21 protein-coding genes and 1 riboswitch are annotated in these 21,654 nt (G+C 43.7%); of the genes, 15 read left to right on the top strand and 6 right to left on the bottom strand.

Annotated elements, in window-relative coordinates; genetic code table 11:
- The first annotated feature begins 12 nt into the window (after positions 1 to 12).
- From OIU26_RS10080 to OIU26_RS10065, 4 genes are all read left to right on the top strand, one after another.
- Positions 13 to 405, top strand: coding sequence for a winged helix-turn-helix transcriptional regulator (locus OIU26_RS10080; protein WP_013369546.1), 393 nt, complete (start codon positions 13 to 15; stop codon positions 403 to 405).
- Positions 406 to 595: 190 nt separating this feature from the next.
- Positions 596 to 1,588 carry an ABC transporter substrate-binding protein gene (locus OIU26_RS10075; protein WP_126666038.1) on the top strand — a complete coding sequence of 331 codons (993 nt, stop codon included), beginning with the start codon at positions 596 to 598 and terminating at the stop codon, positions 1,586 to 1,588.
- 187 nt (positions 1,589 to 1,775) lie between these two features.
- Complete coding sequence (locus OIU26_RS10070; protein WP_264216720.1) at positions 1,776 to 2,246, top strand: MarR family transcriptional regulator; 471 nt, start codon at positions 1,776 to 1,778, stop codon at positions 2,244 to 2,246.
- 18 nt (positions 2,247 to 2,264) lie between these two features.
- Positions 2,265 to 2,669, top strand: a complete 405-nt coding sequence (locus tag OIU26_RS10065) for a nuclear transport factor 2 family protein (RefSeq protein WP_264216719.1) — start codon at positions 2,265 to 2,267, stop codon at positions 2,667 to 2,669.
- Between the two features lie 120 nt (positions 2,670 to 2,789).
- On the opposite strand, the gene OIU26_RS10060 is transcribed toward OIU26_RS10065, so the two are convergent.
- The 3 genes from OIU26_RS10060 to OIU26_RS10050 all read right to left on the bottom strand — a co-directional run bounded on the left by OIU26_RS10060 (position 2,790) and on the right by OIU26_RS10050 (position 6,017).
- Positions 2,790 to 4,292 (bottom strand): stalk domain-containing protein, encoded by a 1,503-nt coding sequence (locus tag OIU26_RS10060; RefSeq protein WP_264216718.1) that lies wholly within the window; start codon positions 4,290 to 4,292, stop codon positions 2,790 to 2,792.
- 226 nt (positions 4,293 to 4,518) lie between these two features.
- The gene (locus OIU26_RS10055) at positions 4,519 to 5,154 is read right to left on the bottom strand and encodes a cyclodeaminase/cyclohydrolase family protein (RefSeq protein WP_264216717.1); all 636 of its coding nucleotides are present in this window, start codon (positions 5,152 to 5,154) and stop codon (positions 4,519 to 4,521) included.
- Complete coding sequence (locus OIU26_RS10050; RefSeq protein WP_264216716.1) at positions 5,151 to 6,017, bottom strand: bifunctional 5,10-methylenetetrahydrofolate dehydrogenase/5,10-methenyltetrahydrofolate cyclohydrolase; 867 nt, start codon at positions 6,015 to 6,017, stop codon at positions 5,151 to 5,153. Before OIU26_RS10050 ends, OIU26_RS10055 begins: the two co-directional genes overlap by 4 nt.
- 113 nt (positions 6,018 to 6,130) lie before the next feature.
- Positions 6,131 to 6,215: riboswitch (ZMP/ZTP riboswitch) on the bottom strand.
- Between the two features lie 212 nt (positions 6,216 to 6,427).
- On the opposite strand from OIU26_RS10050, the gene OIU26_RS10045 reads away from it, so the two are divergent.
- The 8 genes from OIU26_RS10045 to OIU26_RS10010 all read left to right on the top strand — a co-directional run bounded on the left by OIU26_RS10045 (position 6,428) and on the right by OIU26_RS10010 (position 15,090).
- The gene (locus OIU26_RS10045; RefSeq protein WP_436449061.1) at positions 6,428 to 7,489 is read left to right on the top strand and encodes a fatty acid desaturase; all 1,062 of its coding nucleotides are present in this window, start codon (positions 6,428 to 6,430) and stop codon (positions 7,487 to 7,489) included.
- Positions 7,490 to 7,549: 60 nt separating this feature from the next.
- The gene (locus OIU26_RS10040; protein WP_040102072.1) at positions 7,550 to 8,683 is read left to right on the top strand and encodes a sensor histidine kinase; all 1,134 of its coding nucleotides are present in this window, start codon (positions 7,550 to 7,552) and stop codon (positions 8,681 to 8,683) included.
- On the top strand, positions 8,680 to 9,279 hold the full coding sequence (locus OIU26_RS10035; protein WP_090736755.1) for a response regulator transcription factor: 600 nt from the start codon (positions 8,680 to 8,682) through the stop codon (positions 9,277 to 9,279). Before OIU26_RS10040 ends, OIU26_RS10035 begins: the two co-directional genes overlap by 4 nt.
- Positions 9,280 to 9,449: 170 nt before the next feature.
- Complete coding sequence (locus OIU26_RS10030) at positions 9,450 to 10,070, top strand: deoxynucleoside kinase (protein ID WP_264216715.1); 621 nt, start codon at positions 9,450 to 9,452, stop codon at positions 10,068 to 10,070.
- Entirely contained in the window at positions 10,070 to 10,711 is a 642-nt protein-coding gene (locus tag OIU26_RS10025; protein WP_264216714.1) for a deoxynucleoside kinase, read from the top strand. Before OIU26_RS10030 ends, OIU26_RS10025 begins: the two co-directional genes overlap by 1 nt.
- Positions 10,712 to 10,902: 191 nt before the next feature.
- Positions 10,903 to 11,904: a Gfo/Idh/MocA family protein gene (locus OIU26_RS10020; RefSeq protein ID WP_436449111.1), complete on the top strand. Its 1,002-nt coding sequence runs from the start codon at positions 10,903 to 10,905 to the stop codon at positions 11,902 to 11,904.
- 276 nt (positions 11,905 to 12,180) lie between these two features.
- Positions 12,181 to 13,617 (top strand): purple acid phosphatase family protein, encoded by a 1,437-nt coding sequence (locus OIU26_RS10015; RefSeq protein ID WP_264216712.1) that lies wholly within the window; start codon positions 12,181 to 12,183, stop codon positions 13,615 to 13,617.
- Between the two features lie 246 nt (positions 13,618 to 13,863).
- Positions 13,864 to 15,090 (top strand): RtcB family protein, encoded by a 1,227-nt coding sequence (locus OIU26_RS10010; protein ID WP_264216711.1) that lies wholly within the window; start codon positions 13,864 to 13,866, stop codon positions 15,088 to 15,090.
- Between the two features lie 148 nt (positions 15,091 to 15,238).
- Here the strand turns inward: OIU26_RS10010 and OIU26_RS10005 are convergent, their stop codons facing one another.
- Both OIU26_RS10005 and OIU26_RS10000 read right to left on the bottom strand, forming a co-directional pair.
- The gene (locus OIU26_RS10005; protein ID WP_013369561.1) at positions 15,239 to 16,129 is read right to left on the bottom strand and encodes a shikimate dehydrogenase; all 891 of its coding nucleotides are present in this window, start codon (positions 16,127 to 16,129) and stop codon (positions 15,239 to 15,241) included.
- Between the two features lie 27 nt (positions 16,130 to 16,156).
- Positions 16,157 to 17,347, bottom strand: coding sequence for an MFS transporter (locus OIU26_RS10000; protein WP_264216710.1), 1,191 nt, complete (start codon positions 17,345 to 17,347; stop codon positions 16,157 to 16,159).
- Between the two features lie 216 nt (positions 17,348 to 17,563).
- Between OIU26_RS10000 and OIU26_RS09995 the strand changes: the two genes are divergently transcribed.
- From OIU26_RS09995 to aroD, 3 genes are all read left to right on the top strand, one after another.
- Positions 17,564 to 18,475: a LysR family transcriptional regulator gene (locus tag OIU26_RS09995; RefSeq protein WP_264216709.1), complete on the top strand. Its 912-nt coding sequence runs from the start codon at positions 17,564 to 17,566 to the stop codon at positions 18,473 to 18,475.
- A gap of 129 nt (positions 18,476 to 18,604) precedes the next feature.
- Positions 18,605 to 19,867 (top strand): MFS transporter, encoded by a 1,263-nt coding sequence (locus tag OIU26_RS09990; protein WP_264216708.1) that lies wholly within the window; start codon positions 18,605 to 18,607, stop codon positions 19,865 to 19,867.
- 103 nt (positions 19,868 to 19,970) lie between these two features.
- The gene (gene aroD, locus OIU26_RS09985; RefSeq protein ID WP_264216707.1) at positions 19,971 to 20,735 is read left to right on the top strand and encodes a type I 3-dehydroquinate dehydratase; all 765 of its coding nucleotides are present in this window, start codon (positions 19,971 to 19,973) and stop codon (positions 20,733 to 20,735) included.
- 99 nt (positions 20,736 to 20,834) lie between these two features.
- Here the strand turns inward: aroD and OIU26_RS09980 are convergent, their stop codons facing one another.
- The gene (locus OIU26_RS09980; protein ID WP_029517614.1) at positions 20,835 to 21,407 is read right to left on the bottom strand and encodes a shikimate kinase; all 573 of its coding nucleotides are present in this window, start codon (positions 21,405 to 21,407) and stop codon (positions 20,835 to 20,837) included.
- Positions 21,408 to 21,654 lie beyond the last annotated feature (247 nt).

The raw sequence follows: 21,654 nt of genomic DNA, 5'->3' as shown, positions 1-21,654 counted from the left end.
GGAGAAGGGCCAATGCGCAATCGGAAAGGCGGCTTTGGTGAGTGTACCGCTGGAAATGATCAGGCGTGTCCTGTTGAGTACACGTTGGATGTGATTGGGGGCAAGTGGAAAGGGATTATTTTATACCATCTCATGTATGGGACTAAGCGATTTAGTGATTTTCGGCGGATCTGTCCGGGAATTACCCAGCGTATGCTGACACTTCAATTGCGCGAGCTGGAAGAGGATGGTGTCGTTCATCGTGAAGTCTACCAACAGGTTCCGCCTAAGGTCGAATACTCTCTCACCGAATTTGGGGAAACACTGATCCCGATTATTAACTTGATGAAGGATTGGGGAGAAGAATATAAAACAAAACAGCGATCACCAGCAAGCAGCCTCCAGCAACCTAGCCCCAATGTGTAGGTTTTTGAGACGGCTTCACGAAAAGACCTGGCCAATATTTTGGCAGGTCTTTTTATTTTAGTAGTGAAATAATACAAAGTTCGCTTTTTAGTTGACAGCAAGGATGGCGCTTGATATATTTCTTACGATATTGATAATCATTATCATGTTGAGATAAGGCTATTTCCATATTACATAGGGGGCTAATAGGTTGAGGAACAAATCGATTTTTATGCTGGCTACTTTGATGCTTGTATTGGCTGTATTTATCAGCGCATGCGGCGGAAATAACACTGGAAATAATCCCGCTTCAACTTCAGGAGATAAGCAAGAGTCGGCTTCTACTGGAGAGACAAGAAGCTTTAAAACGGTTAAAGGGGATATTCAAATTCCCGCTAAGCCGCAGCGTATTGTAACGGATTTTTACGGCGGAGAGCTGCTGTCCGTGGGTGCTAACGTGGTGGGTGTAGAGCCGACTGCGTTTCAAAATCCTTTTTTGACCGATTTGCTAAAGGAAAAAGGAACCAAAGAGGTGGGGGATCCGACCAATTTGGAAAAGACACTGGAACTCAAACCCGATCTGATCGTGGTTATGAAGGATACCAATTATGAGGCTTTGTCTAAAATTGCACCTACCCTGTACATTCCGTACGGTACGACGACTAATATCTATGATACGGTCAAGCTGTTCGGGGATATCACTGGGGAAAAGGAGAAGGCTGAGCAATTTATTGCTGCATTTGATAAAAAGGCTGCTGAAGGCCGTGCTCGTCTGAAGGGTGTTATTGACGAAAAGGCAACTTTCGGTTTGTATGAGCTGACGGACAAGAACGCACTTTGGATCTTTGGCGACAATGCGGGACGAGGCGGACAAGCCGTATACAATGCGCTCAAACTGAACATGCCGAAAAAGACAGCTAATTCCAAGGAACAAACCATACAGCTTTCAATGGAGGTACTGCCGCAGTATGACGCAGATTACATGTTCCTGACTACGTATGATCCAGACAAGAAGGGAACCGCGCTTAAGCAACTGAAATCGTCCGCTGTGTGGGGAAATCTGCCTGCGGTGAAGAAGAATAAAGTGTTCTTTAATGATTTTGATACGTACTATCGCTACGATCCGATCGCTATTACTGGACAGATTGATATGATTGTGGATATGCTGGTTGAAAGAGAGAAAGAGAATAAAGCTAAAAAATAGGTGTGAGATTCACATGGAATAAGCACTTCACTACACGGTCAATGGACCGCAGTGAGGTGCTTTTTTTGTTGATTTGTTGAGCAGATACAAAGGTTGTACCAAGGAATCATGAGATGAAATTTGGCAATTATATTGTTAACCGGTAAACTATTTTTATTAACCGGTTAATAAAAAACATGGAGGATTTATGAGTCAATCCAAACACGAACGGACATTTGAGGCTATCCAACATTTTATACTGGAAAGAGAAAAAAATGCACAGAGACGTCAAGCTTTACTAGAGACTCTAACAGAAGAAGTGGTGAGGGAGAAGCGGAGATGGACGATTACCCAGCTTCATATTCTCTCTCTGGTATGTAGCAGTCAGGGAAGTATGAATAACACATCATTGGCTGCTGAACTGAATATATCCAAGCCGGCGGTCACCAAAGCCGTGAATATTCTTATAGAACACCATTTGTTGCTGACGTCAAAAAAGTCGGATAATCATAAGGAATTATACTATAACGTAACGGATGAGGGCAGGCAGTTAGCTGCTGTACATGATCAGATGCACCGGCAATTAAAGGAACAATACGAGCAATTATTTGATGCTTTTTCGGAAGATGAATTAGACGTAGTCATCCGATTTCTGCATGCATGGTCCCGACTACTATAAAGATGTGGAGAGAACAGAATGAACAGAGCAGAGGCAAAAGCATTTCTAACTTGTATGTATAATGACATAGTCGTGGGTTTAAAGGTAGAGAAGATTCCTGATTATTTTGTACCTGAATATATTCAAGTTACAGATGGAGTCCCCACAAATTTGGAGGAATTTACTCAGCATATTACCACGTTAAAAAGCCTGATCGACAACATCACCATTTCACCATTTAATGATTTTTTGTATGATGATGAGCTGCAAAGTGCCACTTTACGCTATATCGTAGATATTACGAAGAAAAATGGAATGATGGGACAGGTGGAGTTGATTGCTATTTTTGAATTTAAAGATGGCAAGATCCGACGTTGTAACGAACTGTCATGCCCTCTGACAAGTGACGAGAGCTTTAAGGAAATTGCGAGTATCAACCAATAAGGATGCAGCTTGCAGTACAACTTCGGTAAAGCATAAAACAACCAGTCATATTTCGACCGGTTGTTTTTGTATATTGAGGCCGCCAATTTTGAATTGCAGCGTATTCACTAATCAATTCTTTTATTTCGTCGTAATTACGATAGTATCTTCTTTTTGTATCCAATCTACCTTGGCTCCCAGTGTCTCGCTGATGAGCCTTAGTGGAAGATAACCAATACCGTTCACCATGAAGGGCGGATTAGTGAGTTCTACAGATTTACTGTTCACTTTTGTTTGGCTGGTTTTAAAATTTATTTCTAGAGAGACGGGATGGTCACCTGCCTTGGACTGATTCATTTTCGCTATTTTGCTATTGTAATCATATGTGACCTCTGCCCCTAGTTTGTCAAATACGGAGCGGAGGGGAATAAATGCCTGGCCGTTGCGGGTAATCACACCGTTACTTAGGGGGACAGGTGTATTGTTGAGACGGACGAGAATCGGCTTTTGTACAGCAACCGGTGAACTATAAAGAAACTCATAGTCGCCGATACCGAGTTGTGCGTGCTTGTTAACGCCCCACCCCCACAGGTCGCCGTTTGTTTTTTGCATGATGATGTGCCGTGGTCCTGCTTTGATGCTTTGAATATTTTTGGCAAGTAATGTAAAGGAGGCATTGGAGGATAACTTTTCGCCATCTAGAGATGCAACATATACATTACCAGATGTGGTTAGAGCAAGGATGGAGCGTTCAACGAAAAAGGCGTCTTTAACATCCTTTACTCCTGTTAGCAGTATAGGAGTATTAGCATTGTGGTAGGTTGTATTGTCTAAGGCACCTGTAACGGTAGCCCCCCAGAACCATAGCCGACCTTGCTGATCAATGGCGAGATTGGAATACCTATTGGCCTTGATTGTCTTGATGCCTGATAAGGCATGAATTTGTGATACGGATAGAGTTTCGGACGGAGCTACATTTTTATCAAATTCTTTGGGCCACGTCCACACGGTACCATCTTTTTTTAAAGCTATGTTTTTAGCAATTGCCGTAATATCCTTTAATGATGAAATAGGTTCGAAGCCCTGCAATGCTTTTGTGTTTTTCCATACACTTCCGTCTTTTCTTAGGAATATCCAGCGTTCCTCATAATCCGGTCTTTCCTCATAGTAACTATCTATATGGGCAACCTCGCCGATGCCAGACAGGGGTTGAAAACGACTAAAGATATTTTTATCTCCGAGTTGATCAGCTGAAAATACATTCCCTTCGTTGCTAAGAGCGAGCATATGATCACCCAAACTACTTACAGTTGCGAGGTTCTGTAGTCCTTCCAGAGGAACAAATTTCACGGATTCAGAAATATTGTTTCTAGGCACATACCAAGCAGAGTGGTCTTGCAAGGTAAATACCAGATCGCCTTCGTTGATAATATTAGAGAATGTTTTTACAACGTTCGGCTTGCCCTCTATACGAGTCGGTACGGATTGATTATAGCCCCACAGCCACAAGCTTCCATCGGATTGAATCAGACTTCCGGAATCATAGGAGCGAATATGGGATGTGAAATCATCTCCGGCCGCCCACACACTGGGACTGAGCAGCAATAACGTGATTATACTCAGTAATAGAGCACGTCTTTTCATAAGATTCTCCTCATTTCTTGATCAATGTGTATAAGAGAAAAAAATGTTCTTAAAGAATATCCCTTATCCATAGACGAAGAAAGGATAGAAAAGTTTTCCATAAATAATGAATCGTAATAAAAAAACCTCCAAACCCAACGATTAAAGATGGGTTTGGAGGTTATTTGTAATTAGCAAATAGGCAAAATATTTTGGTTATTACAGCTTGTGCACAGTTATGAGCTGATTAATTAGCAATTCGACTGCGCACAGTCAATAAGGTTTGCTCTTTAATTTGTCCGATTTCACGGAGGAGTACGGCTGTTTTGGCTTCGTAGGATTGTTTGACATCCAAGTCCTTGAGCGAGGCAAGGTTAATATCAATGGTAAGCAAGGCCGATTGAGCGGCTGCTTCAAACAAAATCGCGCCGATGCCCAGATCAGAAATCACATTTTTATTGGATATTTCAACAATGTTGTAGGCTTGTGATAGTCCGTCCCGGCATACTTCGAGCAGGCGCATAGGGACCTCAATGGCAGCAATCACCGCTGTTTGTAAGGAATGGGTACGATAGCGCTTTTCTTCGTCTGTTTCTTTGGGCAAACGCAACGCGGTCATGTACTGTTCAAAGGATTGGATGTCTGCGGCCATCAGTTCCTCACAATGTGTAGACAATCTCTCCATGCTGCTAATGACTTGCGCGAATTGTTCACGGAACTGCGCGTATTTTTCTCCTTGTGAAAGGTTGGCGGTCATGGAGGTCATAGCTGCGCCTAGTGCCGCTGCCAGCGCGGATACACTTCCTCCGCCGGGGGTAGGCGCTGCACTTGCAGCTTCTTTCAGAAAATGTGCGATGGACTGATTCCACGACAGTTCAGTCATGAATAAACCACCTCTCTGGAGTATTGTTGCAGACGTATCGCTTTGAGCAAGTTTTTGTACAAAATGGCGGTCGTTAAGGTACCTACGCCGCCGGGAACGGGAGAAATAGCATGTACCTTTTCTACAACGTCCGGAGCAGCATCACCCACAATTTTTCCCTCCAGCGTCTCATTAATTCCTGCATCCACCAGAATTAGACCTGGATGCACCATATCCTGCGTAATCACATCAGGGCATCCAACTGCGACGAAGGCAATATCTGCATGGTTCAGATGCTCTGCAATATCACGCGTACCTGCATGACAGGCGGTGACGGTGGCATTTTCTCTTTGCAGCATGTGGAAAAGGGGAAGTCCTACTGTCTGCCCGATGCCCACGAGAGTGACATTTTTGCCTGCCAAGGAGTGGCCGTAATGCTTCAACAGTTCAATACAGGCTTGAGGTGTAGCGGGGTACAGCCCTGCGTCACCCGTAACGGTAGCCAGCTTGTTATCAGGTGTAATTCCATCAATATCCTTGTAGGGGGCGATGGATTGTTTAATAACGGAGGCGGAAAGATGTTGAGGAAGCGGGAGTTCCAGCATAATGCCATGTACATGGGATGCATCATTTAGGGTGCTGATCAGGTGCAGAAGCTCGGCTTCGCTTACATGACGATTAAAAGTATGGAGATGAAATGAGATGCCCAGCTTCTCTGCTATTTTTTGCTTGGTCCGTGCATAGTATGCAGATGCCGGATCACCTTCTACCAACAGGGTTGCCAGATGGGGACGGTGTCCTTGCTGTTTCATTTGCTCTACTTGGGAACGGATCGTTGCATACACTTGCTCAGCTGCTTCTTTGGATTTCATAATAATAGCCATAGTCCGAGCCTCCTCTGAATTTATCGCATAATAGAATCAACAGGGTGTCATGGTCTTAAAAAACGAAAAAAAGTATTTGCACAAGGTCGTCAAGACAGACGAATCCTCTGCAAATACTTCTCCCAGGCGAACGGTACGCTTTGTTTGTATGCTCCCTCGTGGTTGATTCCACTGACTTCGCCAGTCACATACAGCGTTATATATCTTACATTTTAACAAAAAAACAGCAGAAAGGAAACCCGCGAACATTTGGCAAACAGGTTTGGTTAGTTGTCTATATGACAAATGTCATATGCCCGAACTGACGTTTATGACTACAGCAGATCCAGCGGTCTCCTTATACTGAGCTTAGATCAACATGTACGCCTGACAGGATCAAGGTATGGGCTGCATTTTAAAGGAGGATCATAATGGGTATGACACAACTCCCGTTAGCTCAATTGAAAAAAAATATGGCTCCCTACGAGAAAATAAACACGAAATCCAGCGTTCTGCAACTTATCAATACCTTGGGACCGCTGATCCTATTGTGGTATGCCGCTTATCTTAGCCTGGCGGTTTCTTACTGGCTTACGCTTCCAATTACCATGATTGCGGCAGGGTTTGTGGTACGGACGTTTATTATTTTTCATGATTGTGGTCATCAATCTTTTTTCAAAAGTCGCAAGCTGAACGATATTGTGGGAACGATTACAGGGATTATTACGCTCTGCCCTTATCACCAATGGAAAAATAGTCACGCGATCCACCATGCAACCAGCAGTAACCTGGATAAAAGAGGCACAGGTGATATGTGGGTGCTCACGGTAGAAGAGTACACAGCGGCTTCCACATGGATACGGCTGGCCTATCGTATATATCGAAATCCTTGGGTTATGTTCGGGCTAGGTCCGATCTATACTTTTTTGATTTCCTATCGGTTTAATGTCAAGACAGCCAAACGTAAGGAAAAAATAAACACTTATGTGACGAATATATCCATCGTTGCATTGTATGCACTGTTGTGCTGGGCTATTGGCTGGCAGGCATTCCTTCTGGTACAGACGCCTATCTTTTTTGTCTCTGGTATGTTGGGAATCTGGCTGTTCTATGTGCAACATCAGTTTGAGGATTCGTATTTTGAGCATGATGAAGAGTGGAGTTATATTAATGCGGCCGTAGAAGGCAGTTCTTACTACAAGCTCCCTAAAGTATTGCAATGGATTACGGGCAATATTGGTTTTCATCATGTTCATCACCTGAGCCCGAAAGTGCCAAATTACAATTTGGAGAAAGCGCATGAAGCCACACCGTTGCTGCAAAAGGCGACCACGATCACAGTGAGTAGCAGTCTGCAATCTTTGAAATTCCGACTGTGGGATGAAAGTACCAAAACCTTTCTGACCTTTAAACAAGTAAAGCCGCTGCTTAGCAAACGTGTTGGCGCTTCAAAACCCATCCCTACACCTGTTGTAGGCACGGATAGAAAATAGACGTTGTACGGAAATTGCTATGTTAAGATAGGGATATCTAAAGTAGAAAAGGGTGGCAGGATGCAAAAGTGGTATCAGATTTTCCAAAGAAATACGGGACTTAGCCCTTATGTGTGGGTCGTCTTTTATATCCTGCCCTTTTACTATTTTAGCTCTTCATCTACAAGTCATATTATTCTGGGTACCGCGATTATTTTGGTGTTTTTTGCTTGTTATGTACTGGCTTTTGTCTCCCAGGGCTGGCTCATATATTTTTGGACCAGTGTGCAGATTGCTATATCGATTACGATGACGCTGCTATTTAGCTATATGTATTTTTCCATATTTATCGCTTATCTGATCGGTAATATTAAAAGTAAGGCTGCATTTACGACCCTGTATATTATTTTAATGGTTATTACGATTGGATTAATCAATTATGGGTTTGTTTCTCAGAATCCTGTTTTTATTAAGCAGATTCCTTTTATCTTGCTCAATCTGATCGGTGTGATCCTCCTTCCGATTACAAATTTTAATCGCAACAAGAGTGATCGGCTTCAGGTCCAATTAGAGGATGCCAATAAGAAAATATCGGAATTGATCAAGCTGGAGGAACGGCAAAGAATCGCGCGTGACCTGCACGATACCTTGGGTCAGAAGCTGTCACTCATTGGGCTGAAGAGTGATTTGGCAGGCAAGCTACTGGACCAGTACCCGGAACGGGCTCATGTCGAAATTAACGATGTTCGTCTCACGGCAAGAAGTGCGTTAAAAGAAGTACGGGAAATGGTTACTCAAATGCGCGGCATGAGACTAGAGGATGAACTGCTACGTATTCGGCAAATTTTAAAGGCTGCTCACATCGAACTGACCTTGGAGGGCGACCCGAAGCTGGAGCATACGTCATTAATGAATGAAAATGTGCTGAGCATGTGTATGAAGGAAGCCGTAACCAATGTAGTGAAGCACAGTGGAGCTACCGCTTGCTCCATCACCATTGAGCCGTCTCGTAAGGAATTGACCCTGCGGATTCAGGATAATGGAGTTGGTATTATGGGAGAAAATGCAGTCTTTCGGGGACATGGTCTGCAAGGCATGAAGGAAAGGCTCGAATTCGTGAACGGATGTATGGAACTGCGTTCCGATCAGGGAACGACCCTGGTCATTAAGGTGCCCAACATCACTGAAAAGCCGAATGAGGAGGTGGGGCCATGATTCGAATCGTTATCGCAGAAGACCAGCGTATGTTGCTGGGTGCTCTAGCCTCCCTGTTGGACTTGGAAGAAGACATGAAAGTAGTCGGAAAAGCAAGCAACGGGGAAGAAGCTATAGAGCTGGTGAAGCAACATCAGCCAGACATATGCATTATGGACATCGAAATGCCGATAAAAAGCGGATTGGATGCGGCAGAGGAACTCAGAGGCTTGAATTGCAAGGTGCTTATTTTAACAACGTTTGCTCGCCCTGGGTATTTTGAACGAGCGATCAAGGCGGGCACACACGGTTATTTACTCAAGGACAGTCCCAGTGAAGAACTGGCTTCCTCCATTCGCAGTATTATGGCAGGCCGACGTATTTACGCTCCAGAACTGGTTGATGATGCTTATGCCGAGGTCAACCCGCTAACGGAGCGTGAAAAGACCGTGTTGGCGCTTATTGCTGACGGAAAGAACACCAAAGAGATTGCTGGTGAACTGTATTTAACAACAGGGACGGTGCGTAATTATATTTCAGTCATTCTCGATAAGCTGGGTGTCAGCAACCGGATTGAGGCGATTACACGTTTTAATGAAAAAGGTTGGTTTAAATGAGAGGCAGGCAAAAAAATTAAAGCAGAACAGGGACGCTATGAAGCCAAACATAGTTGCTCTGTTTTTTTGTTTTATCCATAGATTTGCTATGCCTCTAGTGTAGTTCCTTGTGATACAATAGGATAGTTGTCCATAGGATGGACCTGGAGTACAAGGAGGAGCAGAACCGCATGAAACAAGCCCCATTTATAGCCGTTGAAGGGCCGATCGGAGCAGGTAAAACGACGTTGGCTTCGATGCTTTCAACCGAGCTACATTTGCCGATGATCAAAGAGATTGTCGAGGAAAACCCGTTTCTCGATAAATTCTATCAAAATATAGATGAGTGGAGCTTTCAGTTGGAAATGTTCTTTCTCTGCAATCGGTATAAGCAGCTAGAGGATACTGGTCTGCAATACATCGAGAAAGCCCAGCCTGTAATTTCAGATTACCATATCTATAAAAATCTGATTTTTGCTGAACGTACGCTTAAGGGTGTGAAGCTCGAAAAATATCGCCAAATCTATCATTTGCTCACAGATGACATGCCCAAGCCTGACATTATCGTTTATATTAGAGCAGATTTGGATACCTTGCTGGGCAGAATTCGTAAGCGCGGACGCTCCTTTGAACAGGAGATGGACCCTGCCTATCTGGAGCAATTGATTACGGATTATGATAATGGTATTCAGTTTCTCGCCGAACAGTCACCTGCCCCTCGTATATTGACCGTAAACGGGAATGAAATTGATTTTGTAGAAAACCAGGCACAATTTGAACAAATTGTTTCCGATGTAAAGGAGCTTATATAGTGAATAATTACAACATTCCTGCAAATGCCCTGATTACGGTAGCGGGTACGGTGGGTGTAGGTAAGTCTACGTTAACGGGCGCTTTGGCCAGTCGTCTTGGTTTTAAAACCTCGTTAGAGCAAGTCGATCATAATCCGTATCTGGAGAAGTTTTATCACGATTTCGAAAGATGGAGCTTTCATCTGCAGATCTATTTTCTCGCGGAACGCTTCAAGGAGCAAAAGAACATTTTCTTGTCTGGTGGAGGTTTTGTGCAGGATCGTTCCATTTATGAGGACACAGGCATTTTTGCGAAAATGCATGCCGATCAGGGAACAATGAACCCTACCGATTATGAAACATATACTAGCCTATTTGAGGCGATGGTCATGACCCCGTTCTTTCCACACCCTGATGTGCTGATCTATCTGGAAGGCAGCCTGCCCTCCATACTGAGTCGGATCGAAGAACGCGGCCGCGAAATGGAGATTCAGACCGAGCGATCCTACTGGGAGCAAATGCATCGCAGATATTCCGATTGGATCAACGATTTTGATGCCTGTCCTGTACTGCGTCTCAACATTGATGAGTACGATGTACACGACCCTGCTTCCATGGATGCCATTTTGGTAGAAGTGGGCAAGGTGATCTCCAAAAAGTAGAGATATAACCTCAAAAAGCATACAAGGACTGTGGTACAATCAGTATAAATTAAGCTGATAGACCGCAGTCCTTTTTAATATGTGGAAGCATGGGAGATGACAAGCGGTATAGTGGACAAGTCTTGGCAGGAATGCGAGAATAGGAACATATATTAATTGTAATGACTCACGGGAAAGGATGGGATACTGTGATGCGTTTTGGTATCGTTGGAACGAATTGGATAACGGAAAGATTTATTCAAGCTGCGATAGAGACAGACGAATTTTCCCTGACCGCGGTGTACTCACGAACAGATGAGAAAGGCCAAGCCTTTGCTGCCAAATATAACAGCCAGCCGGAGGTTTTTACAGATTTGGCACAAATGGCTGCAAGTGATCAGGTGGATGCCGTATATATTGCCAGTCCCAATTCTTTACATGCGGAGCAAGCGATCTTATGTATGAACCATGGAAAGCATGTGCTGTGTGAGAAGCCTTTTGCTTCTAATGCAGCAGAGGTGCAGAGCATGATCGAAGCCGCGCGCAACAATGATGTTCTGTTGATGGAGGCCGTTAAATCCACGCTTATGCCCAACTTTAAAATTATAAAGGATCATATGTATAAAATAGGCCGGGTTCGGCGTTATTTTGCAAGCTACTGTCAATACTCTTCACGCTTTGATGCTTTTAAGCAGGGCAAGGTGCTGAATGCCTTTAATCCGGCTTTTTCGAATGGTTCCTTGATGGATCTGGGAGTGTATTGTTTGTATCCAATGGTAGCATTGTTCGGCAAACCGGATGAGATCCGGGCGGTGGGTGTACTGTTATCCTCTGGTGTCGACGGCGAGGGCAGTATCGTGATGAAGTACCCGGATATGGATGCTATCGTCATGCATTCCAAAATTACAGATTCCTATTTGCCTGCCGAAATTCAGGGTGAGTATGGAACGATGGTGATCGACAAAATCAGCCAGCCCTATGAGGTGAAAATTCATTATCGGGACGGCACGATTGAGGATTTGACCAAGGCTCAGACGCGTGAGCCCATGTATTATGAAATTCAGGAATTTATTGATCTGATCAAGAGTGGGGAACGCAACAGTTCCATTAACTCTTTGGAGTGTTCGCTGACAGTCGCTGAAGTGATGGAGAAGGCAAGACAACAATTTGGTCTTCGTTATGAAGCCGATTTGAAAAATACTTCTGCACATTAGTTGGCTAGTGATTTAACAAAACCCTTACTAGCTTTCCAAGACTCCGCGACTGCTTCTTATATGGGGCAGTCTAGTTTTATGTGTCAAGAGTACCTAGAACATGAATAAGGCCTACCGGTTTCGCAAATTTTGCAAACATGCGGTAGGCCTTTTTTGGTTTATATACCTAACCTCATTTTTACAAAGCACTACATCTCAGCAAATAACGTATTAACAATTGATTGTTATGATCATATTTATAACTTTTACATATTAACTGCACAGAGGAGTGTACACATGTTTAAGAAGTTTCAAAAGTGGTCAGCAACATCTATGTCTGTTGCTCTTGCGCTAGGTTTGATTACGGGCCTGTCAGCCTTACCTGTTCATGCTGAGTCACCAGTGAACACAGATCAAGGTATTAGTAAAGTTACAGCTACATTTTATGGAGACACCAAAGCCTCCAAAGGATTTACCTGGTATACTTCAAAGCTTTTCACGAAGAGCACTGTTCAAGTAACCAAGAAAACGGCTTCTGAAGCTGATTTTACGAATGCTCTTACATTTGAAGGCACTTCCTCTCCATCGACCAATTCTCCAGAAGAGCTTGTCCATAAAGCTGTAGCTACAGGTCTTCAAGCGGACACAGCTTATTATTATCGTGTGGGTGATGCAGCGCGCGGGATATGGAGCGAAACAGGTACGTTTCAAACGGCTCCTAAGAACGGTGAATTTACCTTCATTGATTTAGCTGATACACAAGCGAAAAGCGAAGATGAAGCCATATTGTCTTCACAGACGCTCGAAAAAGCACTTCAAACCGTAACTAATGCTCAGTTTGTAGTTCACAACGGAGATATCGTAGATACCGGTACCAAAGAAGAGCAGTGGAACTGGTTGTTGGGACATTCACAAAAAAGTCTTTTGAATACAACCATTGTTCCCTCAGCAGGTAATCACGAGGATGAGAACTACGCTTTTTATGATCACTTTAATATTAATCAACCAGCTGGTTCTGCTACTAAAACAGGAGCGTACTACTCCTTTGATTACAGCAATGCTCACTTTATCGTGCTGAACTCCAATGAGGACTCAGAGAAATATGCCAATTTTTCTGAGGATCAAGTTGAATGGTTAAAGAAAGATGCTGCGGCAGCCAAAAAGGCAGGTGCAAAGTGGATCATTGTTAATATTCACAAAGGTCCCTACACTACCTCTAACCATGCAACAGATGCTGACATCATGGATAATAATGGAGTTCGTAACCAAATCGCTCCACTCATGGACAAACTTGATATCGACTTTGTCGTGCAGGGGCATGATCATATTTATGCTCGGACGAAACCAATCAACCAAGAGGGTAAAGCAACAACGCCAACCAAATTAAAAGATAGATTAAATGAAAAGACGATTGAATATAGTGTGAATCCGGATGGAAGTATCTATGTCATCCCAGCAACTGCTGGCCCTAAAGTTTACTACAAGAACCCGAGTGAAAAGCTTGGAGATAAGTACTATAACCTCTTTGAATTAGCTGAAGAGAATCATGCGGCAGTATATGGCCCAGATCCGAGTGACAATCGTAGACCTGTACGAGGACAGGTGCAGAATTTTGTTGGCATCACTGTCGACGAAAATAAACTTACAGCCGTAACGTACGAAATTGATCAAAACAAAAATGATGCCAAACCTTTTATTGTGGATCAATTCGGAATCATCAAAAAATATCAGTAAAATTGATTAATGGTTTCTAAATGATCATAAAAGGATATCCTACAGTCTTTTTGGCTGCATGGATATCCTTTTTCATTTTCTTAGGGACTTTCTTATAGAGACGTCTGATGTTGTGCTTGTAATACTTACGCCCTGTTCGGAAGCGGGTAAACCGTACATAATGCTATTAAGAGATCCAAAGTTTAAAAATAGAATGCTCACTTTTACATATAGAAATTTTCTTGCAAAATATGGAGGGATAAAACGATGGCTTATCAAGAAATCAATGGAGTACGCGTATGGGGAGCACCTGATCCGGGGGCATTATCTCAAGCCCGCACATGTGCCGAAAATGGTAATGTGATTCAGGCGCTACTGATGGCAGATCATCATAAAGGCTACAGTCAGCCCATTGGCGGTGTGATGGTGTATGACGGACAAATTTCACCTTCAGGTGTAGGGTATGATATCGGCTGCGGAAATAAGGCAGTAAGAACCAAGCTGTCTGCCGCAGACATTATGCCGCGTATTTCAACCGTGATGGATGAGATTGCACGTCAGATTTCATTTGGCGTAGGTCGTGTGAATGAGATTCAAGTGGACCATGAGCTGTTTGATGACCCGGATTGGGCGGTATATGCAGCGATTGGGAAGCAAGAGCATGACAAACTGAAGTCCTTGGCGAGAGAACAGCTGGGTACAGTAGGGAGTGGCAATCATTTTGTTGATGTATTTGTAGAGGAAGCGACAGGACAGGTCTGGATTGCCAATCATTTCGGCAGCCGGGGCTTTGGGCACAAAACAGCAAGCGGGTTTCTAAATTTGGCCGCAGGACGGGAGTTTCTCGGAAAGGCGCCGGGAGAACATATGGATCAGCCGCCTGTACTACTGGATATGAACAGTGAGCTGGGGGATATGTACTATCGTGCAATGCGTCTTGCCGGACGTTATGCTTATGCAGGACGTGACCATGTGATAGAACAAGTGCTTGGTATTATGGGGACCGAAGCGGACTTTACGGTGCATAATCACCATAATTACGCGTGGAAAGAACTGCATGATGGACGCGACACCATTGTGGTCCGCAAAGGCGCAACCCCCTCGGCCCCTGGTCAAATGGGCTTTATTGGAGGAAGCATGGGGGATATCTCGGTGATTGTGCGTGGGAAAGATTCGGTAGAAAATCGGGATTCCTACTATAGTACAGTCCATGGCGCAGGTCGTATTATGAGTCGTACTCAGGCGGCCGGTAAAATGAATTGGAAAACCCGTACGCGTAGCGGTGGTCAGATTACGGACCTACAGATGAAGGAGGCTGTTCGAAACTACGGTGTCGAGCTGCGCGGAGCAGGTACAGACGAAAGCCCGTTTGTCTACCGCAAACTGCGTGAGGTGCTGGACGCTCATTCCGAGACTGTTGAAGTTATGCATGTGCTGAAGCCAATCGGGGTATGCATGGCTGGGGCCAATGAGTTTGACCCATATAAGGATTAATGAAAAGAGAAGGAAGAATGGTGTGTACCCATAAAAAAGACGATGCCCGGCAGAAGTTTCATTCGCCGAGCATCGTCTTTAAAGCACATATATGCATATATAATAGAAGGAACTCATGGCTTGATGTGCTTGTTAGCAGCTCTAAATCTTACAGTTGATCAGCAAAAAGCTGTTCTTTAATATAAGCGACAGGCATTTCTTGCCCTGTCCATAATTCAAAGGCAAGTGCGCCCTGCCACAGCATCATGCCCAGACCGTTAATAGCGGTAGCACCTACGGACTCAGCTTGTTCCATCAGCTTGGATTTAGCTGGGCTGTATACTACATCGGTCACAATCAGATCGGAACGAAGCATGGACACATCCTCAATGACACTTTTGCCTTCCAGCGGTTTCATACCCACACCTGTACCATTAGCGAAAATATGACTTGTAAGAATCTCTTCACGCAGCTTCTCCTGATCCTCTAATGCATAGATGTTCGCCTTGACTTGAGCATGTTTCATCTCTTCATTAATAATACGAACATTCTCTTCCGCCCGGGCAAAGAACTGGTCATTACGAGCGAAAATTGAAATTTCAGCAAGACCAGCTCGAGCGGCTTCAATAGCAATCGGCGTTGCAGCACCGCCTGAGCCGACGAGTGTCATTTTCTTACCTTTCAGATCAATGCCGTGTTCCTGCAAGTTGCGAACATAACCAGATCCATCTGTACTGTAGCCTTTCAGCTTACCATCCGTATTCACGACAGTGTTGACGGCACCTGTAAATTTAGCGCTGTCGTCCAGCTCGTCAAGGTACTGTAAGATGGCTGTTTTGTTGGGCATGGACACATTGTAGCCGCGTATGTTTAGAGCGCGCATCCCCCGTACTACTTCTTCAAGTTGTTCATTGCCTACTTCAAAGGCCATATATGCGTTGTTTAGCCCCAGTTTCTCAAACGCAAGATTATGCATAGCCGGGGACAAAGAGTGTCCGATCGGTGTAGCTAGCAGTCCGATTAATTGTGTTCTTCCGTCAATACGTCCAGCGTTTTTCATAATAAGCCTCCAAGTTATCTGTGTAGTTTAATGAAACACTTTTTTATATCGATAAGCAACAAACACGGCCAGCAAAATACTGACTACGGCAATCGCAATATCTAGAATGAATACCGAGGTAATTCCCAGACTTTTGGACATGCTCCCGGTAGCCAAAGGCATCAGGATGAACGATAGGCTGGCTGCTATGTTTACGAGAGAAGTCGTAGTTCCTTTGTTCTTGCGGAAAAATTCTGTCATGACCGTAAGGGCAATTTGGAAGATACCCGCAGTAGACAAGCCGATTAAGAATGAACTTATCAAGGTAGCGACAGGATTGTGCCATACAATTAAAGCCAGCAAAGAAAGCAGGGCAATAAGCGGATACACAATCATGACGGTAATAGGCTTAATGAATCTACCAAGTACCACAGCCAACAAAATAACGGAAACTAGTGAACCTATACTATAGTAGCTAAGCAGCTTAATGGCGCTGGCTTTGTCCATGCCAAGAGCATCTTGTCCAAAGGTAGGAAGCCATAGCTGAACGATCATGAACAATACAGTTGAAGTAAAACCGATAATAATCAGAGACAAGCCTTCTTGCCAAAACTTAGGCTCGCTGTGGAACAAATCCGTTGATTGACCAGCCTCGGCTGGAGCCTTTTGTTCCTCTGCTTTGTGGTTGGGGAAAGCGGTCATCGACAAGAAGATCCCGTTCAGCAGATAAATTCCTGCTGGAATAAAGAAGGAATATCCATAGAACATATCGTGATTAATAAAAAATGCAATCATGAACGGAATAACAATGGCACCGATCGAGATGGATGCTTTGACCAGGACGGTTGCAGACCCGGCTTTTTTTCCGAACCCTTCAATGAGTGCGGGATAAGTCCCCGCATCCATCATTGAGTTGCAGAGCCCTGCGATAATGGCAAACACGAATGCCAACGTGTAGTTAGGTGCAAGCGGAATACCGATTAGGAAGATTAAATAAGCAAATGATGCAATAACAATGAGTGGTTTCCTTCCGTATTTATCTGACATTTTTCCGGCTACTCCGAGAGCGAGCAGTTTACCGATTCCAATCGCTGACACCAGATAGCCGATGGCTGCTTTATCCGTGTTCAATTGCACGGTCAGAAAGCTCATATTCGACGAGAGAATAACATTAATCATACCCAGAAGAAAATAGTTGATATAAAGCCCTGTTGCCATTCTGATATAAGGATTTTTCATAAGTGTAACTCCCAACTTAAATTTTAGATCAATGGCCTAGATAGGCATCGTCCAGGTCTATTAAAGTACGCCCACAAACAAGTGAAAATATTCACATAATGTCTATGTTTTAATTATATAAGGGGTGTTATTATAAATCCAATGCATATTTTTATCGTTTTTCATAGTTTAAATCTATAATTTAAAATATGAATTAAAGAGGGAGCGTACATTCTTATGAATCTGAAGCACTTACAATATTTTCGTGTACTTGCAGAGATGGAGCATTTTACCCAGGCAGCTGCGCGGCTATGTATCACTCAACCCAGTTTAAGTCATGCGATTTCAGAATTAGAAAAGGATTTGGGCGTTCATCTGTTTGAAAAGCAGGGGAGAAATATTCGACTAAACAAATACGGGCGATTTTTTCTGAAATATGTGGAGCACGCGATGGATGAATTGGAAAAGGGGGAGCATAACTTACGGGAATTAGTGAGTCCAAGCCATGGGAATATAGATTTGGCGTTCATTTACACGTTAGGCTCACACTTCATTCCAGCAATAATCCAAGCTTTTTCAGCTCAAGATGCCCGTAAAGACATTTCCTTTTCGTTTCACCAAGGGAATACGAACGATATTATTCAAGGTCTGAAGCAGGAACACTATGACGTGGCGTTCTGCTCTCACGTGGAAAATGAACCAGAAGTGGAGTTTATTCCGCTGGCTCAGCAGGAACTGGTGGTCATTGTTTCCCCTGATCATCCGCTGGCTTCTCTGGACCAAATTGATCTTAAGGATACAGCGGATTACCCGGTGATCTTCTTCAACAAAAAGAGTGGGATTCGGCCCATTATTGAAAATTTGTTCGCCAAGGCAGGCGTTACGCCACAGATTATTTGCGAGATTGAAGAAGATACGGCAATGGCAGGACTGGTGTCTATCAATTATGGAATCGGAGTTATGCCCCGCATTTCATCGTTAGATTATTTTAACGTCAAAACATTGCCTATTGTAAATCCAGAATACGAGCGTTTTATCTACCTAGCCAGCATTAAAAATAGATACTTATCCCCGGCAGTAGTAGAGTTTCGGAACTTTTCCCTAAGTTATGGCAAGGAGTTTTATCTGAAAACGCATCAGCGTGTCTAAGCCGGAGTCTCGCAATTTTTAAACTTGATAAATTTTAAATTGTGTTCTATACTTCATCATCGACACAAGCAATGTGAAATGATTCACGTTTTGATACTACAAGACTTACTTACAAAAGCAGGTGAATTCATGATGAAACGTTCTTCTATTCCAGTGGCGACAGGTCTTTATGTGAACTATCTTTTGTTCGGCATGTTTAATATTATGCTGGCGTCACACATGTCCTTTTTAACAGAGCATTTGCATACAGATCAGGCAGGCATCAGTCTCTTGGTTTCCGCGATGGGGTTTGGCAGACTGTTTACGCTGTACATATCCGGAGTGCTCTCCGACCGCTATGGTCGCAAACCGTTTATTGTGGCCGCAGGGCTGCTGATGGCCGTATTCTTGGCCGGTATACCGCTGAGTCCCACCTTTGAGATGGCGATGGTACTGGCTGTGCTGGCAGGTGTAGCGAATTCTTTTCTTGATTCAGGTACTTATCCAGCTCTGATCGAGGCTTTTCCCCAATCCTCTGGTTCGGCTACAGTGTTGGTGAGAGGTTTTATATCCATTGGGGCGGCATTTTTACCGCTAATGATTATCTTTTTTATGAATCACGATATTTTTTACGGGTTCTCTTTCTTTATACCAGCACTGATATTTGCATTGAATGCGATCTACTTGTTCAGAATGAAGTTTCCAGACATGCGCGTACAGCCCGCCAAGGGGCAAAGTGGCGGTACTTCTGTATCTAGCGCCAAGCAGACGGGGAATTTAAAGGCAAATGATCCGAGTAAACCGCGGTTTTGGCAGGAAGGTGTGTGTCTTATCTTGCTTGGATTTACAGGACCTACCTTGCTGTATATTGTGCAGTTATGGCTGCCTACTTTTGGGCAACAGTTTATCGGCATAACGGAATCAGAGTCTCTGAGGCTATTAGTTTATTACAATATGGGTTCGCTGGTTTCCGTATTTGTATTGGTCATTGTATTGAGAAAATGGGTTAAACCTGTTCATATCATCCTTATTTATCCTTGCATTTCCTTGTTGGCTTTTGGAGCGCTTCTTCTTTTCAAATCTGGGGCTGCCGCCATTATCTGTGCGAGTGTCATCGGGTTTTCAATATCGGGTGTACTTCAGCTGACGTTAACCGTAATGAGTGAATTTTTTAGTCAACGAAAAGGACAGATTACCGGGTTTATTTATACCGCAACTTCGCTGTCATATACACTCATTCCCGTGTTTACAGGCTTTCTTTTGAAGCATTCTCAGATTTCCAGTGTGTTTATGCTGGCTATTATCGTGAATGCACTTGGAATCGCACTGGCGGTGTTTGTTAATTTTCGCTACAGTGCCGTTTTTCCTACCAAACGAGAATTGTCTCCTCAAATTGTACTGGATACGAAATAACTAGCGACTGAACCTAATCATCTGCATGCTTATTCAGAATGCGTTATACTATGAATTATTGTGAATGTTCGACTTGAAACTGTAATTGGGGAGTGAGATATATATGGAAAAAATCGTAAAGGTAAAAGATGTACGGATCGGTGAAGGAGCGCCTAAAATATGTGTCCCCATGGTGGGAAAAACGTTGGAGCAGTTGAAGGAAGAGGCTGCCTATTTACGTACACTCGACCTGGATATCGTAGAGTGGAGAGTCGATTTTTTCGAGCATGTGGAGGATTTGGCAAAGGTAAAGGCCGCCTTACATGAGATTCGGTCTATTTTAGCCAATATTCCACTCGTATTTACGTTCCGTAGCGCCCGAGAAGGTGGAGAAAAAGAAATCAGTGCGGCAAGCTATGTAGAATTGAATCGTACAATAGTCGAAACGGGACAAGTAGATATGATTGATGTAGAGCTTTTTAATGAGGAAGCTGATGTGAAGATGCTGGTAGAAGCGGCACATAAGCATAACGTGTATGTGATTATTTCTAACCACGATTTTCAAAAGACACCGCCGAAGGAGGAAATTGTGTCCCGGTTGCGTAAGGCGCAGGAATTGGGCGGCGATCTACCTAAAATAGCGGTGATGCCAACCAATACAGCCGACGTATTGACCTTGTTGGACGCCACACGCACCATGGCAGAGGAGTATGCGGATCGGCCAATTATCACAATGTCGATGGCGGGAAAAGGTGTCGTGAGCCGTCTGACCGGAGAACTCTTTGGTTCAGCTTTGACTTTTGGTGCTGCCAAGAAAGCTTCCGCGCCGGGACAGATTCCTGTCACTGAACTGAGAGAAATATTGCAGGTGCTGCATAGCCACTCTTAAAAGATGCAAATACTACCCACTAGCGAGCAAGGAATTCATAGTGAACACAAAAGGAGGACCCCATGCGATAAGCATGCTGGGTCCTCCTTTTTGTAATGCTTAATTCAATCCCCGAGTAGGTTCATACAATTCCCAACCCAGATTCAGCGTTTGAATAATATAGTCTGCGACTTCTTCCGCATCCAACTGATCGGTATCGATCTTGGAGTGATTCACCGCGTAAATGTCCTGTCTGGAACGGAAAAGATCTTCAATTTCCCCTAACGTCTTGTTTTGCAAATTAGGGCGGGTGTCAATCAGCATTTTGAGTCGATCTTTCCAGGAATCCCAATTTAAATCCAAGAAGAACACAATGGAGGAAGCCAAACAAGCCTGCTTCACCTCTTCCTGTAGAAACGCGCCACCGCCAACAGAAATGATTTTAAGACGCGTATTGCTGCACAACTTCAAAATATGCTCTTTTTCAATCTCACGGAAACGCTTCTCTCCGTAAGTTTTGAAAATTTCTGTTGTAGGCATGTTGTACTCTTGTTCAATCTCCTGATCAATATCCACGAAATCGCGATACAGCTTGCGCGCTAGATGGGAACCGATCGTTGTTTTGCCCACGCCCATAAAGCCGATGAGCACAATATTTTGTTCTTTTAATGGAATCTCACTATTGTTTTGCACATAACCACTCTTTTCTCACCAGTAATGTTGAGATGTAACGCTTCAAAGCACTAAATACATTATACGTTCATCAACCGTGTCATTCAATAGTATAGAGCACATCAGCAATGAGGTATACGATAAAAGAGACTCTGATTACCAATGGAGTGATAAACAGCATGTAAACGAGATGAGGTATTCAAATGTTATTTAATGCGTAAATGGAAGAAAAACAAACTTGTACAAGTATAAAAGAGGCAATATTGTG

The organism is Paenibacillus sp. BT-177, from assembly GCF_025846815.2.
In the GTDB taxonomy this organism is placed as follows: domain Bacteria; phylum Bacillota; class Bacilli; order Paenibacillales; family Paenibacillaceae; genus Paenibacillus; species Paenibacillus polymyxa_C.
The sequence above is the reverse complement of the archived record's forward strand: the minus strand, read 5'-3'. Positions and strand labels throughout refer to the sequence as shown.

What these genes read in the sequence shown, in the direction of transcription:
- OIU26_RS10080 (WP_013369546.1), top strand. Translation starts at nt 13, where the DNA reads ATGCGCAATCGGAAAGGCGGCTTTGGTGAGTGTACCGCTGGAAATGAT.
- OIU26_RS10070 (WP_264216720.1), top strand. Translation starts at nt 1,776, where the DNA reads ATGAGTCAATCCAAACACGAACGGACATTTGAGGCTATCCAACATTTT.
- OIU26_RS10065 (WP_264216719.1), top strand. Translation starts at nt 2,265, where the DNA reads ATGAACAGAGCAGAGGCAAAAGCATTTCTAACTTGTATGTATAATGAC.
- OIU26_RS10060 (WP_264216718.1), bottom strand. Translation starts at nt 4,292, where the DNA reads ATGAAAAGACGTGCTCTATTACTGAGTATAATCACGTTATTGCTGCTC.
- OIU26_RS10055 (WP_264216717.1), bottom strand. Translation starts at nt 5,154, where the DNA reads ATGACTGAACTGTCGTGGAATCAGTCCATCGCACATTTTCTGAAAGAA.
- OIU26_RS10050 (WP_264216716.1), bottom strand. Translation starts at nt 6,017, where the DNA reads ATGGCTATTATTATGAAATCCAAAGAAGCAGCTGAGCAAGTGTATGCA.
- OIU26_RS10045 (WP_436449061.1), top strand. Translation starts at nt 6,428, where the DNA reads ATGGGTATGACACAACTCCCGTTAGCTCAATTGAAAAAAAATATGGCT.
- OIU26_RS10040 (WP_040102072.1), top strand. Translation starts at nt 7,550, where the DNA reads ATGCAAAAGTGGTATCAGATTTTCCAAAGAAATACGGGACTTAGCCCT.
- OIU26_RS10035 (WP_090736755.1), top strand. Translation starts at nt 8,680, where the DNA reads ATGATTCGAATCGTTATCGCAGAAGACCAGCGTATGTTGCTGGGTGCT.
- OIU26_RS10030 (WP_264216715.1), top strand. Translation starts at nt 9,450, where the DNA reads ATGAAACAAGCCCCATTTATAGCCGTTGAAGGGCCGATCGGAGCAGGT.
- OIU26_RS10020 (WP_436449111.1), top strand. Translation starts at nt 10,903, where the DNA reads ATGCGTTTTGGTATCGTTGGAACGAATTGGATAACGGAAAGATTTATT.
- OIU26_RS10015 (WP_264216712.1), top strand. Translation starts at nt 12,181, where the DNA reads ATGTTTAAGAAGTTTCAAAAGTGGTCAGCAACATCTATGTCTGTTGCT.
- OIU26_RS10010 (WP_264216711.1), top strand. Translation starts at nt 13,864, where the DNA reads ATGGCTTATCAAGAAATCAATGGAGTACGCGTATGGGGAGCACCTGAT.
- OIU26_RS10005 (WP_013369561.1), bottom strand. Translation starts at nt 16,129, where the DNA reads ATGAAAAACGCTGGACGTATTGACGGAAGAACACAATTAATCGGACTG.
- OIU26_RS10000 (WP_264216710.1), bottom strand. Translation starts at nt 17,347, where the DNA reads ATGAAAAATCCTTATATCAGAATGGCAACAGGGCTTTATATCAACTAT.
- OIU26_RS09995 (WP_264216709.1), top strand. Translation starts at nt 17,564, where the DNA reads ATGAATCTGAAGCACTTACAATATTTTCGTGTACTTGCAGAGATGGAG.
- OIU26_RS09990 (WP_264216708.1), top strand. Translation starts at nt 18,605, where the DNA reads ATGATGAAACGTTCTTCTATTCCAGTGGCGACAGGTCTTTATGTGAAC.
- aroD (WP_264216707.1), top strand. Translation starts at nt 19,971, where the DNA reads ATGGAAAAAATCGTAAAGGTAAAAGATGTACGGATCGGTGAAGGAGCG.